Origin of the sequence: Colwellia maritima (genome assembly GCF_022669015.1) — a bacterium.
GTDB classification, from domain to species: domain Bacteria; phylum Pseudomonadota; class Gammaproteobacteria; order Enterobacterales; family Alteromonadaceae; genus Colwellia; species Colwellia maritima.
Genome location: NZ_JAKKSL010000001.1, coordinates 1,453,629 through 1,471,586, shown reverse-complemented (window position 1 = coordinate 1,471,586; position 17,958 = coordinate 1,453,629). Strand labels below are relative to the sequence as shown.

Annotated in this window: 14 protein-coding genes and 1 pseudogene; 7 read left to right on the top strand and 8 right to left on the bottom strand. The window is 37.7% G+C overall.

All coding sequences use genetic code 11. The features are described from left to right. Positions 1-60 precede the first annotated feature (60 nt). A complete protein-coding gene (locus L3081_RS07230) occupies positions 61-762 on the top strand; it encodes a sensor histidine kinase (protein ID WP_242284501.1) in 702 nt (233 codons plus the stop codon). Between the two features lie 64 nt (positions 763-826). Here L3081_RS07230 and L3081_RS07225 read toward each other — a convergent pair whose 3' ends face one another. From L3081_RS07225 to L3081_RS07200, 6 genes and pseudogenes are all read right to left on the bottom strand, one after another. Beyond that, positions 827-1,360: a hypothetical protein gene (locus tag L3081_RS07225; RefSeq protein WP_242284499.1), complete on the bottom strand. Its 534-nt coding sequence runs from the start codon at positions 1,358-1,360 to the stop codon at positions 827-829. Between the two features lie 253 nt (positions 1,361-1,613). Beyond that, positions 1,614-3,605: pseudogene (locus L3081_RS07220) on the bottom strand (MacB family efflux pump subunit). Further along, positions 3,605-4,843 carry an efflux RND transporter periplasmic adaptor subunit gene (locus tag L3081_RS07215; RefSeq protein WP_242284497.1) on the bottom strand — a complete coding sequence of 413 codons (1,239 nt, stop codon included), beginning with the start codon at positions 4,841-4,843 and terminating at the stop codon, positions 3,605-3,607. The pseudogene L3081_RS07220 and the gene L3081_RS07215 overlap by 1 nt, the downstream one beginning before the upstream one ends. Positions 4,844-4,867: 24 nt before the next feature. Next, complete coding sequence (locus L3081_RS07210) at positions 4,868-5,092, bottom strand: hypothetical protein (protein ID WP_242284496.1); 225 nt, start codon at positions 5,090-5,092, stop codon at positions 4,868-4,870. Between the two features lie 85 nt (positions 5,093-5,177). Continuing rightward, entirely contained in the window at positions 5,178-6,620 is a 1,443-nt protein-coding gene (locus L3081_RS07205) for an ATP-binding protein (protein WP_242284494.1), read from the bottom strand. Positions 6,621-6,629: 9 nt separating this feature from the next. Further along, positions 6,630-7,313 (bottom strand): response regulator transcription factor, encoded by a 684-nt coding sequence (locus L3081_RS07200; RefSeq protein ID WP_242284492.1) that lies wholly within the window; start codon positions 7,311-7,313, stop codon positions 6,630-6,632. Positions 7,314-7,654: 341 nt separating this feature from the next. On the opposite strand from L3081_RS07200, the gene L3081_RS07195 reads away from it, so the two are divergent. The 6 genes from L3081_RS07195 to L3081_RS07170 all read left to right on the top strand — a co-directional run bounded on the left by L3081_RS07195 (position 7,655) and on the right by L3081_RS07170 (position 13,510). Then, the gene (locus L3081_RS07195) at positions 7,655-8,368 is read left to right on the top strand and encodes a spondin domain-containing protein (RefSeq protein ID WP_242284490.1); all 714 of its coding nucleotides are present in this window, start codon (positions 7,655-7,657) and stop codon (positions 8,366-8,368) included. Positions 8,369-8,378: 10 nt separating this feature from the next. Then, a complete protein-coding gene (locus L3081_RS07190) occupies positions 8,379-9,137 on the top strand; it encodes a spondin domain-containing protein (RefSeq protein WP_242284489.1) in 759 nt (252 codons plus the stop codon). Between the two features lie 56 nt (positions 9,138-9,193). Further along, positions 9,194-9,943, top strand: coding sequence for a response regulator transcription factor (locus L3081_RS07185; protein WP_242284487.1), 750 nt, complete (start codon positions 9,194-9,196; stop codon positions 9,941-9,943). Between the two features lie 67 nt (positions 9,944-10,010). Continuing rightward, positions 10,011-11,492: a sensor histidine kinase gene (locus L3081_RS07180; RefSeq protein WP_242284486.1), complete on the top strand. Its 1,482-nt coding sequence runs from the start codon at positions 10,011-10,013 to the stop codon at positions 11,490-11,492. 187 nt (positions 11,493-11,679) lie between these two features. Next, positions 11,680-13,155 carry a YfiR family protein gene (locus tag L3081_RS07175; protein ID WP_242284484.1) on the top strand — a complete coding sequence of 492 codons (1,476 nt, stop codon included), beginning with the start codon at positions 11,680-11,682 and terminating at the stop codon, positions 13,153-13,155. After that, complete coding sequence (locus L3081_RS07170; protein ID WP_242284475.1) at positions 13,127-13,510, top strand: sensor histidine kinase; 384 nt, start codon at positions 13,127-13,129, stop codon at positions 13,508-13,510. Before L3081_RS07175 ends, L3081_RS07170 begins: the two co-directional genes overlap by 29 nt. 175 nt (positions 13,511-13,685) lie before the next feature. On the opposite strand, the gene L3081_RS07165 is transcribed toward L3081_RS07170, so the two are convergent. After that, positions 13,686-14,714 (bottom strand): ATP-dependent 6-phosphofructokinase, encoded by a 1,029-nt coding sequence (locus tag L3081_RS07165; RefSeq protein ID WP_242284473.1) that lies wholly within the window; start codon positions 14,712-14,714, stop codon positions 13,686-13,688. Positions 14,715-14,917: 203 nt separating this feature from the next. Next, entirely contained in the window at positions 14,918-17,902 is a 2,985-nt protein-coding gene (locus L3081_RS07160; RefSeq protein WP_242284471.1) for an EAL domain-containing protein, read from the bottom strand. Positions 17,903-17,958 lie beyond the last annotated feature (56 nt).

Here is a 17,958-nt window from a genome sequence, read left to right as displayed (position 1 = left end):
TATTCGCATTGCACCCGCCGTTTTTCCTACATAAAAATGTTAGAAAAAAGTTTTAACAATATGGCCAGTCAAATTGAAAAATTAGTGGCCGACAATAAAATACTAGCCCGTAGTTTATCCCATGATATTCGCACCCCTATTGCTTGCTTACGTTTTGGTTTAGAAGCTGCTTTAGAGAGTAAAACCTTAGAGAAGAAAGATAGTTACCTCACGCGTATGGATAGCGAGTTAACCAATATGGAAGAAATGACCAGTGCTTTTCTTGAATACGCTTCAATGGAACGCCAAGCCTTTCAACTGAACAAACAAACCACTGACATCAATGCGCTGATAAATTCAGCCATTACCGACTGTGAAATGTTAGCACGTCAAAAACACGTTTCAGTAAAGTTAGTATCAACAACTTCAACCATTCACTATTCCCTTGATTATCACTGGTGCTCCCGCGCGTTAGTTAATTTAATTAGTAATGCTATTGGTTTTGCCAACAAACAAGTTTTATTAAGCTTGAGTTGTCACGACAAAGCACTCATCTTAACAATAGAAGATGACGGTAAAGGGATTGCAAACGACAAGCTTGATGTTATTTTCACGCCCTTTGTTAAGCTTGAAGCAGAGCGCTCACGTGAGCAAGGCCATTTTGGCCTAGGGTTAGCTATTTGTGTTAAAGTAACCGACTGGCATCATGGCACCATCACAGCAAGCAATAGTAATAAGTTGTCGGGTGCATGCTTTACGTTGAAACTCCCTATCAATTCCTAGCACCAGTGTTCGATTTATAAATAAAGGGAATTTTTAGGGAGTATGTTTGAGTTAAGGAAGGGCGTTAAGTAGCTGTGTTTTCAGTATTGGTTTGTATCGAAAGTTCAAACGTTTTTACATCACAATTATTAAGGGCATCACAACCTCTTATGATAAATTTTAGGCTTGATAGATCATTATTCTGAAATGATTCACTGCCTAAAAAATCACTTTTAATAGCGCAAGATAAACTATTATCATCAATTCCACATTGAACTTCACCCGTTGCATTGGGGCAAAGAGAAAAAGAAGCGTTACCACATTTAAGCTCTACTATTTTATTATTGTCAGAATATACTTCACCGTTAGTCGATAAATATAATTCTATTCTATAAGGGGCTGCAGTGGGGGAAACCCATTGAACTTCAAAACTAGTACCTTCGGTAACCGTAACCTGCTCCCCCTCATAATAATCTTTTGCATCAAACCTAATGTTTTGTAAGGTATATATCCCCGTATCGACGACTAAGTCATCAGTTTCTGAAGATTTTTCGTCATTACCCCCACCTCCACAAGCGGTTAGCACTAATATACTCAGGGTTAATAAAATATGTTTCATCAATGTCCTTATTACTAAATTAAAAGTATTCCATGAATACTCTTGATTGTTACTAACGCTCACATAAGCGTAAAATTATAGTTGGCAACCATGTGTGAGAAACGAGAAAATACCAACTGCTCATTGTCCTTTAAAGGACTTAATTAGTATTAAGTCCTCTCCCTAAAGTCTAACTCTAGTATACTTCAATACGAAAAGAATCATTCCAAAATTTAAAAAATGTTACATTATAAATCACCACTCATCAAATTCTCTAATCCCTTGACAGCGCATCAATAGGATTCAATTTCGCTGCATTACGAGCAGGAAGATAGCCAAATAAAATACCAATTAGAGTTGAGCAAGCAAAAGCGGCAATGATCGACGTACTTGAATATATCATTTGAAAGTTGCTGCCGGTGTAGATAAAAACGACACCAACAAAATAGGCTAATCCGATGCCGAGTGCGCCACCACAGAAGCAAACTAACACAGCTTCAATCAAAAACTGGCGCATAATATCCATTTGCCTAGCTCCAACAGCTATACGTATACCTATCTCCTTTGTTCGCTCAGTAACTGAAACCAACATGATATTCATCACACCTATCCCTCCAACAAGTAAAGAAATAAAAGCAATGGCAGAAATTAGCAGTGTCATAGTTTCAGATGTTTTTTCTATACTTTTTCGTATGGTATCTGTGTTGATAGTAAAAAAGTCAACAATGCCATGACGCATAGTCAGTAAACTAATAATCCCTTGTTCTGCTACCTCACTCGATACATTTTCATCGATTCTGACCGTGATATCACTCACATAATTTTGTCTAAATATTCGCCCAGATACTGTGGTATAAGGTAACCAAACATTTAAATCATCATTATTATCAGACACACTTTCAATTGGCTTTGTCACGCCAATTACACGTACCGGAAGTCGACCTAGAAAGATAACATTACCCGCGCATCACCCTCGGGGAAAAGCTCTTCTTCAGTATTAGCGTCGATTACCGCAACTTGTTCCAATGCATCTACGCTGTCTTCACCAAAGTATTGTCCTTGTGCCAAGCTGTAACCCCGTACACGAAAATACTCAGTACCAACACCTTGAACAGAACCAGTAACTGTTTCGCTAGAATAGCGAATAGCAACATTCGCCCTAACTGTTGGAGTAACACTATCCACAAAAGGTAATGTTTTAAGTGAGTTAGCATCATCCGCGGTAAGTGAGCGAACTCGCCCAGAACGGCGATCTCCTCTACCGGTTCCCGGTTTTATTTCTATGGTATTGGTCCCCATTGACGCAATATTATCCATAATGGATTGTTGTGAACCGGCACCTAGTGCTACCACTGACACCACAGAGGCAATACCTATTATGATACCAAGCATGGTAAGAAAAGTACGTAAGCGGTTATTCGACATGCCAATAAGCGCCATTTTTAATGCTTCAAAATAACGTGACCAATTAATACTTAGTTTTACTTTTTGTTTTTTACTCACGGAAGCTTTACGTTCAATTGCAAAGGGGGAATCATCTTGCTCAACGTTACTCGTTTTCTTGTTTTTTGTTGCTTGGCAACTAGCTTTATCACTAATTATTTCACCGTCTTTTATTTCAATAACACGATCAGCAAAGGCGGCAATATTAGGATCGTGGGTAACCAAAATAATGGTGTGACCATCGTTGTGTAGTTCTTGGAGCAATTTCATCATCTCTTCACTACTGCTGCTATCTAATGCCCCGGTAGGTTCATCTGCCAGAATAACATCGCCACCATTTACTAAAGCTCTAGCGACACTTACTCGTTGCTGTTGACCGCCGCTAAGTTTGGTTTGGTTTATGATCTAAACGATCTCCCAAGCCTAGGCGGGTAAGTAAATTTTTCGCTTTTATTTCTCGAACGTGCTTACTCTCATTAGCATATAATGCCGGAACTTCTACATTTTCAAGTGCATTTAAATCACTCAGTAAATGATAGCGCTGAAAAATAAAGCCAAAGTATTCGCGTCGTAATGCGGCTAATTCATCCTCATCCATAGTCGAGGTGTCTTGACCATTAATAAAATAACTACCTTTACTTGGTTTATCGAGGCAGCCAAGAATGTTCATGAGAGTCGATTTTCCTGAGCCAGATGCGCCGATAATTGCGATCATTTCACCACGTTGAATTTGAAGGTTAACCTTATTAAGCACGGTGAGATCCTCATCACCGGCTGCAAAACTACGACTTACCCCAATAATATTGATAAGTGCTTCAGTCATTAGTTAAACCCCCTACCAGGGCCACCTTGCCTAGGTATATTATTTCCGGTGAGCCCTCCCATAGAAGTACTTATAGCACTAGCGGAAGCTTTTTCATTATTACTTGAAGATTGACTTAAAACAATCTCATCACCCTCATTAAGCCCTGATAGTATTTGCGCATTTATTTTATTATTAATGCCAACGTCTACTTCTCTATATTCAGCATGTTCGCCATTTTTTACTAACACCTGATAGGTGGCTTTTGTACCTGACTTTTTCAGTAAAACTTGTGATGGTACAAGCAAAACATCTTCTGCATTTTCCAGAATAATAGATACTTGTGTTGTCATGCCAAAACGCAATAACCTATCAGGGTTTTCAACATCAAATAGCGCATTGTAGTAAATAGCTTCATCGTCACCTATTTTCAACGTACTATCATCGCCGCTTAATAAGGTTGGTCCTGGCTCTATTGCACGTATTACCCCTCGATATTTTTTACCTTTTGCCCCCAAAATAGTGAAATAAGCTTTCTGCCCGGCACTCACGTTAATAATATCTGCTTCAGAAACCTGTGCCTTAATGGTCATAACATCCAGTTGTGCTAGCTCAATAATACTTGGCGTACCTTGATTGTTATTTACCGTTTGTCCCTTTTCAACAGATACGTAAATGACGGTACCGTCGATAGGCGACTCAATCAGGGTATAACCCAGATTAACTTTCGCGTTATCGACACTGATAATCAATTTTTCCTTTTCGGCATTTAATTGTTCTAATTCTGCTAGCGCAATTGCCAGTACAGATTCAGCTGTGTCATAGTTTGATTGCGAGCTAGCATTTTGCAACAACATTTCTTTAATACGTGCAAATTCAGACTTTGCGGCTTTAATTTGAGCTTGTTTAGCTTTAATTTGAGCATTAACACTTTTAAGTAATGCTTCAGCTTCTTTTAAAGCATTTTGTTGGGTCAAATTATCAATTTGAGCAATTAAATCACCTTGCGTTATTTCGTCCCCTAATTGAACATTAATTTTTTCTATTAAACCTGACACTTGAGCCCCGACACTGACTAACTTTGAGGGATATAGCACACCATTAGTGAGTACGACACTTTCGATATTGCCTCGTTTTACTACATCGGTGATGAAAACATTCTGACTCTGAGCTGCCCTACTATATTTGTAGACAACACCGGCTGTGATCACGAGGGCAACCAGTAATAATAGCCATATTTTTTTCAAATTTTTCATCATATTAATCTCTCAATCTTTTGTAGTTTACTCACACAATGGCAATATTGAAGGGGAAAGTCTTTCTTCTCTTTGGCGATCTTTCTGCTTAAAATCAGATTTTGGAGGCGACTGACAACTGCGTTCAAAACTAACGATTAACGAGTCTGAATCTAATACCAAACCACGCATATATTTTCGTAGGATCTCAGCTGAAACACGTTCTGATTCAGGAATATTCGAAATAGGGGAAACAATATTTTTGATATTCATGACTAATCTCTTTAGCAATTAAGGTAAGCTATTTATAAGTTACCCTAGTCTAACGATTAGTGTTTAGCAATGGATGACAATCTTGTCATTTAACGGTTGGTAATAATAACCTGATAGCAAATACATTTTTATCACTGGGTTCAATCGTGAGATCGCCACCATGAGCCCTAGCAATTTCTCGCGCTAAACTTAATCCAAGACCACTACCTGATATACCTTGCATATGTACTGGATCTCCCCGATAAAAACGTTCGAATAGTTGCCCTCTCACGTCATCAGACATAGGCAGACAAAAGTTACTAATTAACACATCTATTTGGAATTCATTTTGCTTCGCTTGGATAGTCACACTTTTATCATGAAGGCTATAACGCACCACATTGACGAGCAAATTATTTAACAACTGCCTTAGTAGTACATTATCTGCTTTGGTTATTAATGCCTGTTCAATAGAGCAATGTAGCACTAGCTCATCCGACAATAACTCCATATCTGCGGTTAATTGCTCTAATAAATTAGTTATATTTATTGTTTCAAGATGTAGTGCCAACGAACCCGCATCAGCCTGTGACAGCAATAGTAATTTTCGAGTAATAGCGGATAGATGTCCTACTTCATCCAGAATAGCATTGAGATCTAATTGTGCGGTATCTTCATTCATAACGGCTTGCTCAAGTTTGCCTCTTAACACTGTCAGTGGTGTTTTCAGTTCATGAGCTGCATCAGCAGTAAAGCGAGAAATTTGCTGAAAACTATCCTCAAGTCGATCCAACATTGTATTGTACGCATCAATTAACATTTTAAATTCTTTGTCAGCTTTATGTTCAGGCAAACGATGGCTAAGATCTTTTTGGGTCACCATATTCATCGCCTTTTGTAAGCGATTTATCGGCCGTATGGTATTAGTTGCAATAAACCATGCACCAAGAATACAAAGTAATAAAGAAAAAGGGATAACAACGATAAGCGCCTCTCGCAAGGTACTTTTTAGTTGGTAAGTGGTTGCAGAAACGTCAACAGCAATAAAGCTTTGTGCTTGGGCTGTATGATAAAAACTTGCTCGCCATTGGCTTTTATTATGCTCAAAGAAAACAAGATGACATAACACCGTCGCCCCATTTCTATCCGCTGAGGCTAATTGCTCTTCACTCTCACTGTTTAACGTACTTACGACTGCTTGAACGTCTACACCTTCAGATTGCGTCAATACACCAGACTTATTCGATTCAACGAATATCATCAGTTGACTAGCGGAATTAATGCGTAATTTCTGCATTAAATCATTAATAAGCCAATCATCAGAATTAACTGCGTTACTTGACATGGGAAAGTCACTCAATGGATTATTTCCACGACGTTCTTTACGTAAATGAAAGTCCATTATACGTTTTTCTTCCATACAAAGACGGACATCAATGCGTTCAAGTTCCACTTTCATAATTCGTGACCAACTCAAGCTGATCACAAGCGCGAGTACAGCACTTACCGTTAAGATAGAGATAGAAAAAATACGAGTACGAAAATTCATTTAATCGCCTTAGCGTGGACTTAAACGGTAACCTGTACCACGAACTGACTCTATAGCTCCTACCATTTTACCTGCACTTTCTAATGAGGTAAGTTTACGGCGAATACGCTTAATACAGACATCTACCACATTGGTACAGGGATCAAAATCGTAGCCCCAAACATGCTCCAACAACTGCCCGCGTGTTAAGACTTTATTTGGAGAACGCATCAGATATTCCGGCAAACTAAATTCACGACTGGTGAGTTCAATAGATTGACCCTGACAATTGATACTGCGATTAATACAGTCGAGTTGCAACGAACCGACTTCAACCATATGCTGCTGTGTTCCGGCATGTCGTCTTAGTAGTGCCTGCATACGCGCATTTAATTCTTCTACATAAAAAGGTTTTGCTAAGTAATCGTCAGCCCCCATTTCTAATCCTTGAATGCGATCACCAAGTTCATTACGGGCAGTAAGAAGAATGATGGGTGTATCGTTTCCCATTTGACGAAGAGAACGGAGAATATCTAATCCTTCACGACCCGGAAGCATAATATCAAGAATGATAATATCAAAAGTGTTTTTACTCGCTACCTCGTAACCTTGATTACCATCAGCACAATGGGTAACTATAAAATTTTTTGTCCGCAGACCTTCACAGATAAAGTCAGCAATTTTTTGTTCATCTTCAACAAGCAATATCTTCATTGAGTTTGGTCCTTAGGTAGCCCAGAAGAGTATCTCACCTGATTCATAGGAATCGCAACAAGTATGACAAAATTGTCATTTTAAAGTTAGCAATTGCCTTTGCAACTAACCCCCCATGATTCATTTTTGCGCTAAGTCATTCGGTTCATTATTCCGTGATTAATTCTTTCGCTATTTTTCGCTGCTCTTTTTAGGCATAAATCCGCTGTGATAGTTTCGTGATAGTTAAGTAATCAAACTGTGATAAGTCCGTGATCTTGTCGCAACAACTTCCCCGCATACTTGCTCTTGAATTCTAAAACAAATCGAAATTTACAATTTAAAAGAAGGTATACACTGTCATGAAAACAACAACTAAAAACATCACTACTTTACTAAGTGCTAGCGCAATAGTTTTTGCTAGCTCAAGTGCTATGGCTCAAGACTTAGCGATTACGGTGACTAACTTAACACAAGGTTTACATTTTACTCCTGTGATTACAGCAGCACATGCAAGTGATAACCATATTTTTATGGTTGGTACTGCTGCAACACCCGAGTTACAAGCGATGGCTGAAGGCGGCGATATTTCAGGGTTATCTAGTATGTTATCTAATGCCGATGCCAATGTTAACGAAAACCCGACAAGTGGTTTATTAGCACCAGGTATGTCAACGAGTTACACTTTAACCAATGATGCGACCAACACTCATTTATCTATGACCACCATGGTGCTTCCTTCAAACGATGGTTTCGTTGGTTTAGATAGTTGGAAAATTCCAACAGAGGCAGGCACATACACTATTATGCTAAATGCTTATGATGCAGGAACTGAAGCCAATAATGAAGTTGTCAATGGTGGTGGTGCTCCCGGTGTATTAGGTATTCCGGCAGCGCCTGGTGGCGATGCGGGCAGCAATGGTACAGGCGTTACCGACACAGAAAGTAATACCATGATTCATATACACCGTGGCAACTTAGGTGATGATATGTCAGATGGCGGGCAAAGTGATTTAAACAACAGTATTCACCGTTGGTTAAACCCTGTTGCTAAATTAACCGTGACTATTCAATAAGGAGCAAATCATGTTGAGCCTTTCTTTAAAAAATATAAAAACTTTGCGTGTTGCTAACAGTAAGTTAGCGACTAAGCGTAAAACACTGTTAGCAACCGCATTGTTACTAACGTTATCTGCTTGTGGCAGTGATAATGACACATCAGTTGTAACGCCTACACCTGAGCCTCCGGCAGAATATAGCTATACAGTTACACTCACTAATTTAACTTACGCACAACCACTGTCTCCACTTGCCGTTACTCTACATGCTGACAGTAAAATGTGGATGGTAGGTGAAACATCTTCAGTTGCCTTAGAAAAATTAGCTGAAGGTGGTGATAACGCAGATTTTATTGCAGACAGCGCTGCACTTGCCGCAAAATCTGGTGATGGCGTGGTTTTACCGGGCACAGAAAGCACCGTTGAAATAACAACATCAGACCGTAATGCAACTTATTTTACTGCCGCGACCATGTTAGTGAATACAAATGACGCTTTCTCGGGTCTAACTGGTATAGATATTTCAACAATGGCAATTGATGACTCCACATCGTGGAACTTAGCCGTTTACGATGCGGGTACAGAAGCTAATACTGAAATGATGGGAAGTATTCCAGGACCTGCTGATGGCGGCGTTGGTTTTGACGAAGCTCGTGACGATGTTGACTTTGTTGCTTACCACTCGGGTGTTGTCAGTCAAGATGACGGATTATCTAGCTCGGTTTTAACACAGGCACATCGTTTTGATAACCCTGCGATAAAATTAACAATAACACGAACAAAGTAAGCTGAATTTGGCCAGTGGGTTAGTTCAGCTTTGTTGTTCAACTAACTGGCCAAACTATGAAAGACAAAGTTTTAATTGTTGAAGATGAATTCGATATTGCCAATCTAATTCAGGTGCATTTATCTGAGTTAGATATTGATAGCGATATCTGTTGTCATGGACAACAAGGACTTGAACAAGCGCTGAAGCAAAATTATCAGTTGGTGATGCTAGATGTCATGTTACCGGGTATTAATGGCTTAGATATTTGTCGTCAAATTCGTCAAGAAAAACCGTTACAAGCCATCTTAATGCTGACGTCAAAAACATCTGAAACAGACCGGATACTCGGTCTTGAACTTGGGGCTGACGATTATATGACCAAGCCCTTTAGTATCAGAGAAATGCAAGCCAGGGTCCGCACACAATTACGTCGAGTTCATGCGTTTACACAAAGAAATAGTGCAGAAGAAACGAAGCAAAACAGCAATAATAACCGGCAAGAAAAAAGCAGTACGTGTATAGGTAAATTATTAGTTGATGCCCGTTATCACCAAGTGACGTACAAAGACACGGCCATTAATTTAACCTCTACCGAATTCGAGTTACTTGATTATTTATGTAAAAACCCTGATCAAGTTTTTTCTCGTTCTCAGTTGCTTGATGGTGTTTGGGGATACAACCACAGTGGTTATGAACACACGGTAAATTCACACATAAACCGCTTGCGAAATAAATTAGAAGAAAACTGTGCAGATCCTCAGATAATTCAAACTGTTTGGGGCGTTGGCTACAAGCTGAACTCTTTGGTGTTTACTAATAAATAATATAATTAAATTTACCTTAACTAAGCAATGAGCATCAACCATTAGTCATATTTAGAAAGAGTTTTTCATGAAATTATCACTTTACCGGCGACTCGCTTTGTCCGTATGTTTTGCTTTTATTATCATTGCTTCAATGCTTTTTTATTGGAGTAATTCCTTAGCCGAACATTCAAAATTACAAGCAGAACAAAAATTACACAGCCAACTTGCTGAACATTTAGCGCATGATAATCCTCTTTTACAAGATGGCGTATATGACAAAAGTGCATTGAAAAATTTATTCCATACTTTGATGTTATTAGGCCCTTCATTTGAGTTTTATTTTCTTGATCCCGCGGGAAACATTATTACTTACTCTGCAGATGCTAGTAAAATAAAGCGTAAAAAAGTGGAATTAAGTCCCCTAGTCAACTTAATATCAAATCCCGATATCGTGCCCATTTTTGGTGATGATCCTCGTAGTGTAGATAAACAGAAAATATTTTCTGCTGCACCTATCTATCGCGGAGATAATTTACAAGGGTATTTGTATGTCATTATTGGCGGAGAAATTTATGACTCTATTTTTAACCAAGTCAAAAATGATAAACATTTACAACAATATAGTACTTTATTCATTGGTTCTTTATTACTTCTGTTACTCGTTTTACTAGCCGTTTTTCGTTATTTCACTGCGCCAATAAAAAAACTAGCCAATGAAATGACCGCAATTAATGCCGTAAAGTTTGATCAATCTAAAATAGTATTAACCCAATGGACAAATCCCGAAAACAATGAAGTACATAAGCTTGGTAATACCTTTAATGTTATGGTCAAACAAATCAATCAACAGTTTTCTCAACTGACTGAAAATGATCGTATCAGAAGAGAGTTATTAGCGCATTTATCTCATGATTTACGTACTCCTTTAGCCACCATGCAAGGCTATATTGAAACCATGGTAATTAAAGGTGATAAGTTAACAACACTTGAACGAGCAGATTATCTTGCAACAGCTCAACGAAATGGCCAACAGTTGAAACGGCTAATTGATCAAATCTTTGAGTTAGCGCATTTAGAAGATGGCCAAGTAACCGTTAGTTTAGAAACTTTTGCCATTGGCGAATTACTACATGACATCATTGCTAAGTTCGCACTCAAAGCAAAAGATAAAAATATCAGCCTGAGCTTACAGCCTCAACAATGTCGCTTTGTTGTTTACTCTGACATTGCCAAACTTGAACGTATCATCACCAATTTATTAGAAAATGCCATAAGACATACGAGTCAGAATGGAGAGGTCGCCATTATTGTTAGTCAACTAACGAATAAAATAAAAATAGCAGTAACCGATAATGGCTCTGGCATTAGCAAAGAGGATATTGCTTATATTTTTGATGCTAGATATCGTGCTAGTAATGCCATTGAAGATAAAACACCTCATGCCGGCTTAGGTTTAGCCATTAGTCAAAAATTGAGCAAAATTTTAAACTCTGAAATTTTTGTTGATAGTAAACTAGGTCAAGGTAGTAGCTTTTCATTATCGTTACAAGTAGTGAATACGCCATAAAAATAGATTTCATTAAGATGACAACGCGACAATGACGAGGAAAACGGGTTAATAAGAGACCTTGTTTATACTCCCTTCCCTGTCAAAAAAATGCGAACTCTTCTTGATTGTGAGTAAAGTATTGATTTAAGATTAATTATACGTAAAATAATAAAAACATAATAATAAATTTTTTGTAAGGTAAGTCATGGAAGCAACATTTACACGATTAATATCACGTTGTTTATTAGTCACTCTTAGTCTCGGTCTTCTGCTTGGAGGCCAATCTTGGGCTAGAACCACCACACTTGAGAACGAACAAGCCAAATTAGTAAGTAAATTTGCTAAATATGTCACTTGGCCTGCTGAGGCCAGACAACGTGAGTTCGTTATTGGTATTTACGATGACATTGAAAAATACACCTATTTTAAAAACTTTTTTGCTAACAAAGGTGTTCGAGGTAAAGACATTTTAGTGCAATTAATCTCCGACAGAAAAAAAGCTCAAACCGTTAACATTTTGTTTGTTCCCTCATTAAACCAAAACAAATTTACAAAATTGATTGATAAAATCAGCGGCTCTCATGTTTTAGTTATTTCTGAAGACAGTAAAAATAATCAAGATACCATGGTTGATATTTCATTCAACAAATCAGATGCTAAAATTGTGCTTAAAGTGAATGATGATGCCATTACAAACGAACAATTAATAATGCCTGAACTTTCATACTTTACCGATGAACAACCTCAGGAAGAGATATTAACAATAGGTCCTACCGCATTACAGAAACAACGCACAGATGACCTATTAGCACTTAAAAATGACTTAGAAAAACAAAAAAAGGCGCTTGAAAATCAAGCCTTGCAGCAAAAATCTTTATTAGATGAGTTGAACCAAAAACTCAATGAAAGCAAAGAAAACTCAGAGAAAAACAACTTAATTTTGCAAAAAAATGCAGTTCGTTTAAAACTTGCCGAACAAGAGAATGATAAAAAAAATAAAAAAATAAAATCTCAAGACAAAAAACTACAACAATTGGAAAAACAGTTAGAAACTCAGCAAGCACAATTGAGAGTAAACAATCTAGATGAGCAAGCTCCTATTGAAGAAAACACAGAAGAACAAGATAATGAAATTGTTGAATTAACCGCAAAGCTTAAAAAACAAGAAAGTATCACAAATAATACCTTGGCTAAATTATCAACTATAACAAAAGAAAATAAGAGCCTATCTACTTTCCAAACCTTATTTTATATTTTTGTTCTTATTGCCGTTATTGCTTTATTTGCTGCATACTTCATGTGGAATAAAGCTAAAAACGCTGCCTCGCAACCTATATCACCAGTAAAAAATGAAAATGACAAGTTGTTACCAATTAGAGAAAATCAATTAATAAAATCAGAAAACCTTGCTGCATTTGGCTACATTGCAACGGATATTACCTTTGCCGTGGGTGTATCGTTAGATGATTATCTAATCGAGCTTGAGACTAACGGTGATAAGAAGAATGTAGCTAAAGTTAAACCTGTTGCAAATTTATTAGAAACCTTTAATCACATTGCGGCAGATCAAGATGATACTAAAATGCAAAATTTTGATCTGGTCGCTTACATGCAAAAAATGATGATGTTATACGATTTTGAATTTACACAAAGTGAAATTGCCTATCTTTATCTTTGGTGAACAAAAATTATCAATTAGATCTGTTCCAAGCTTTATTGCATTAGCATTGTTAAATCTCATTAATAATTCGTTAAAGCATGGTTTTGATAATACTGGTAATGGCAAAATAACATTAACAGTAGAAAAAGGTGCCAAAAATGGCGCTAAAATCACCTATAAAGATGACGGTAAAGGAATGGATAAAACTGTATTAAAACAAGTATTCACTCCATTCTTTACTACGCGTAAAGATCGCGGCTATGTTGGTGTAGGCATGAGCACTACTCATGATTTAATCAAGAATAAATTAGGCGGTGATATCAAAATAGAGAGTCAAGTAGGTAAAGGTACAACAGTTATTATTACTTTACCGTAAAGACCACCTGGTACTGAAATGAGGGGATGTAATTCTACTTCCCCTCCTTAGCAAAACTTCCCGTGATTAAATGATAAATTAGTAGTTAAGTGTTTAAGTGTTTAAGTGTTTAAAATACGTTTATCACCAAGTTCTTGTATTCACAAGTAAGCTCAAAAAACACAATACTTTTCATTTAATATTGGTTTTGTGCGGTCAAGGCTAAAATATTTTCTTGTGCTTCCACTAGTTGTTGATTAACAACTTTATGGTGTTTAACAGCCTCTGCTAAATTGATGTGGCACATCGTATTATTTTGCTCGGCAATCATAATACAATGCTCTCCTTCAATAATAGCTTGTACAGCAGCAACCCCCATCTTTGTTGCCAATAACCTATCTTTAGGTACCGGAGAACCACCTCGTTGTATATGCCCTAGTACGCAGGCAGTGCAATCAACATTTGCTTTTTGTCTTAACTCTTTAGCCAGTTCCATCGCACCGCCTGGCCATAAATTTTCAGCAATAACGATAATATAACTACTATGGCGATTTTCTTGCGCCGTGTTTATTTCATCTGCCAATTGTTGTAATTTTGCTTCTTTATCATCTATTGAAAAGTTTTCAAATGACAGAACTTGTTCTGCACCACAGGCAATACCAACATTAAAGGTTATATGACCACTATGACGCCCCATAAGCTCAACAATGAAAATACGTTCAAACGCATCTGCTGTATCACGAATTTTATCAATGGCTTCTATCGCTGTATTAACAGCGGTAGCAAAACCAATAGTAAAATCTGTGCCATCAAGGTCATTATCTATTGTTCCTGGAATACCAATAAGTTGTCCATGCCAATAATTTTTCAACTCAATCAGCCCATTAAAAGAACCATCACCACCAATTACAATTAATGCTTCAATTTCGTTATTATTTAATGTTTTTGCTGCTTGTTTTAATCCCTGCTCAGTTTGCATTTCAGGGCAACGTGCACTTTTTAAAATGGTGCCACCACGTTGAATTATATTACTGGTATCGACCAAGCTTAAACACTTTGTTTGATTAATATTTTCTTTACATATAAGACCATTAAAACCATGATAAAAACCAATGACGTCAATATGATAATGATGCGCAGCAAGTATTACCGAGCGAATGGCTGCATTCATTCCTGGCGCATCACCGCCACTGGTTAATATTGCAATACGGTTAATCTTTTTCATCTGCGTTTTCCATTTATTAAAGCTCAAATCATTAAAAAACTATCTCATCACAAACAACAAGCGCTTTCTAGAGGGGTTAGACAAAAACAATTGAAATAATAGGACCTTGTAGTAAATCAATTGAGATCAAACTGATTTAGTTAACGATAACTGACAAATAATTGATAGGCCTTACCGTTAGTAGCACAATAGCTTAAGCTAGATTAAACATTCCGGCTTACATCAGGCTTCCAGTCTTTTATCCACGCAGGAATATCGGCGGCAGGCATGGGTTTGGCAATACCATACCCTTGCGCTAATTCACACCCTAATGCTAATAATGCAGTGCCGTGTGCGGTAGTTTCAACACCCTCTGCAATTACCTCTCGTTTAAATGATTTAGCTAGCCCAATAACTCCTTCTACAATAGCGAGATCATCATTATCAATGAGCATATCTCGGACAAAACTTTGGTCTATTTTTATCAAATTTGCAGGTAATCTTCTTAGATAAGTTAAAGATGAATAGCCAGTACCAAAATCGTCCAACGCAAACTTAACACCGAGTGCGACACATGCATTCATGATTGTTGACACATGGTTCACATCATGTAGTGCGGTTGTTTCAAGTACTTCTAATTCTAAATAACATGGTTCAACATCAGGATGTGCAGCGAGTAACGATGCCAGTCGTTGAGAAAAGTCAGGCTGTTCAATTTGTACAGCAGCTACATTCACACTAGTGCTTAATGGGTACTCAAGCCCCATATTTTGCCATTGTAGAATTTGCGACAACACGGTATCAATAACCCATTCACCCAATTCTATCATCATTAAGTTATTTTCAATGACAGGCAAAAACTCAGCAGGACTTAATAGCCCTAATTCAGGATGTTGCCAACGAACCAATGCCTCTACCCCTGTAACTACACCAGTTTTCATATTCACTTTAGGCTGATAGTAAAGTACAAACTGTTGTTTATCTAATGCATTACGTATAGCCTCAAGACTTTCATGTTGAACTTTTATCGCATCATCTTGAACGATATCGAATAAGTGATAGCGATTTTTACCTGACTCTTTTGCAACATACATAGCTTGATCTGCATGACGCATAAGTTGATCAGCATCGACATTGTCTTGTGGGTAAATGGTAACGCCAATACTTGCTGAAATGTTGATCACTATATTACCCGGCGTAACAGGATCAGATGCAGCGAGTAATAAACGTGATAACACGGGTTCGAAGTCTTCAATATTATCTAAATCTGTTAATACAGCAACAAGTTCATCCCCACCAAAACGCGCCAAGGTATCTCCTTCGCGTAATGCTTTTTTCATACGCACGGAAAGTGCTATTAACAGTTCATCACCAACATCGTGTCCGTAGGTATCATTAACAAACTTAAAGCCATCTAAGTCCAAAAACACAACAGCAAGCGATTGTTTGTGACGACTACACTGAACCATAGCTTGATTTAACCGGTCAGCCAGTAATGTGCGATTAGGCAAGTTAGTCAAGGTATCAAAATGGGCTATGCTTTCTAGTTGAGCTTGGTGTTCCTTTATGAGCGTAATATCATTACCTAGAGCGACATAATGCGTAGTAATACCATTTTCATCTAAAACGGCGCTAATCGCTTTCATCTCAGCAAACAATTCACCATTTTTTCGGCGGTTCCAAATTTCACCATACCAGTGTCCTTCTCCTAATAGGGCCTGCCACATATCGGCATAAAATTCAGGCGATTGTTTACCTGATTTTAGAATACTAGGCGTTTTTCCTACAACATCTTTACGGCTATAACCGGTTACTGAGGTAAAAGTATCATTCACATCAATAATGACACCACTAGTATCCGTAATCGTAATACTTTCACGTGCATGAGTAAAAACACTGGCAGCAAGTTTCAGCTTTTCTTCTGCTATTTTTCGGTTAGTAATATCATTATGCGTTCCACTCATGCGAAGTGGTTTGCCATTATTATCCCGTTTCATTACATTAGCTTGATCAAGAATCCATCGATATCCACCATCTTTTGTAAGCATTCGGTATTCTAAACTATGACCTTTTGAACGACCTTCTAGTACATCATTGATTGATTCCCATGCCCTTTCTCTATCATCGGGATGGACAAAATCTGACCATTGATTCGTGGTATATTGTATTTCTTGGTAGGTATATCCAAGCATGGTTGCCCATCGCTCATTTCTTTCTACCTTACCGGTTGTCATATCCCAATCCCAAAAACCAAGCTCTGCACCTGCTAATACAAGTTGCATCTGCTCTCGGCCAGATTTTAGGGCTAAAATATCATGATTTTTTTCAATAGCGATACTTGCTAGACTGGCCGTTTGTTCGATTAACAGCAAATCGGTTTCTGTTGGGCGATTAACTTCATGGTGATAGATCGCAAAAGTACCTAACACTTTACCTTGAGTAGAGCGAATAGGCTCCGACCAACAAGCTCCCAAACAGGCATCTTTTGCTAGCTTTGCATAAGAAGCCCAGTATGGATGATTTTGTATGTCTTCAACAATAACACGCTCATTTTTAAATGCAGCAGTACCACAAGATCCAACCCCGATTCCAATTTCTATCCCATTAACCGCTTGAGTATAAAAACTTGGAAGACTTGGTGCCGCACCACTTAATAAATGCTTGCCCAACTCATCTATGACTAAAATACTGCATAGCATGTTAGGATTTTCGTCTTCAACGCCTTTTACAATCGCACCTAGAATGACAGATAACAATTCATCGCTAGCAATAAGCTCTAAAATATGTGAGCGATTTTTTTCACGTAATTCAACTTGTTTATGCTCCGCAATATTTTGAATAAAAGACCAAGTATAAACCTCATTGTCTGAGCCTATCACCTGCACCCCATTTAATAAAACAGGAACAAGATGACCATCTTTATGAATATATTCTTTTTCATAAGGCCCATAGCGGCCTTTTTCGGTTAACGATTTAAGTTGAAAGTCTTCTTGTTCTTCATAAGACTTAGGGGTGAGATCCCAATAAGTTAAGTTATAGGCTTCTTCATAAGTGTAACCAATAATATCAAGATAAGCTTGATTAACCTCTACTAACTTACCTTCTTTATCATTAAGTGCCATACCAACAAGGGCAGTTTCAAACATAGCGCGATACTTATCCTTACTTTCGCGCAATAATTCTTTTACGGTATGTTTTCTACCATTCACTTTTCTTAGACTATATATCCAACAAAAAAGTAGTATTGATATAACAGATAAAACAA

Bases quoted from the DNA above. Each gene is read 5' to 3' on its own strand.
- L3081_RS07200 (WP_242284492.1), bottom strand. From the start codon at position 7,313: ATGAAGATATTGCTTGTTGAAGATGAACAAAAAATTGCTGACTTTATC.
- L3081_RS07225 (WP_242284499.1), bottom strand. From the start codon at position 1,360: ATGAAACATATTTTATTAACCCTGAGTATATTAGTGCTAACCGCTTGT.
- L3081_RS07215 (WP_242284497.1), bottom strand. From the start codon at position 4,843: ATGATGAAAAATTTGAAAAAAATATGGCTATTATTACTGGTTGCCCTC.
- L3081_RS07195 (WP_242284490.1), top strand. From the start codon at position 7,655: ATGAAAACAACAACTAAAAACATCACTACTTTACTAAGTGCTAGCGCA.
- L3081_RS07210 (WP_242284496.1), bottom strand. From the start codon at position 5,092: ATGAATATCAAAAATATTGTTTCCCCTATTTCGAATATTCCTGAATCA.
- L3081_RS07205 (WP_242284494.1), bottom strand. From the start codon at position 6,620: ATGAATTTTCGTACTCGTATTTTTTCTATCTCTATCTTAACGGTAAGT.
- L3081_RS07175 (WP_242284484.1), top strand. From the start codon at position 11,680: ATGGAAGCAACATTTACACGATTAATATCACGTTGTTTATTAGTCACT.
- L3081_RS07165 (WP_242284473.1), bottom strand. From the start codon at position 14,714: ATGAAAAAGATTAACCGTATTGCAATATTAACCAGTGGCGGTGATGCG.
- L3081_RS07180 (WP_242284486.1), top strand. From the start codon at position 10,011: ATGAAATTATCACTTTACCGGCGACTCGCTTTGTCCGTATGTTTTGCT.
- L3081_RS07185 (WP_242284487.1), top strand. From the start codon at position 9,194: ATGAAAGACAAAGTTTTAATTGTTGAAGATGAATTCGATATTGCCAAT.
- L3081_RS07190 (WP_242284489.1), top strand. From the start codon at position 8,379: ATGTTGAGCCTTTCTTTAAAAAATATAAAAACTTTGCGTGTTGCTAAC.
- L3081_RS07230 (WP_242284501.1), top strand. From the start codon at position 61: ATGGCCAGTCAAATTGAAAAATTAGTGGCCGACAATAAAATACTAGCC.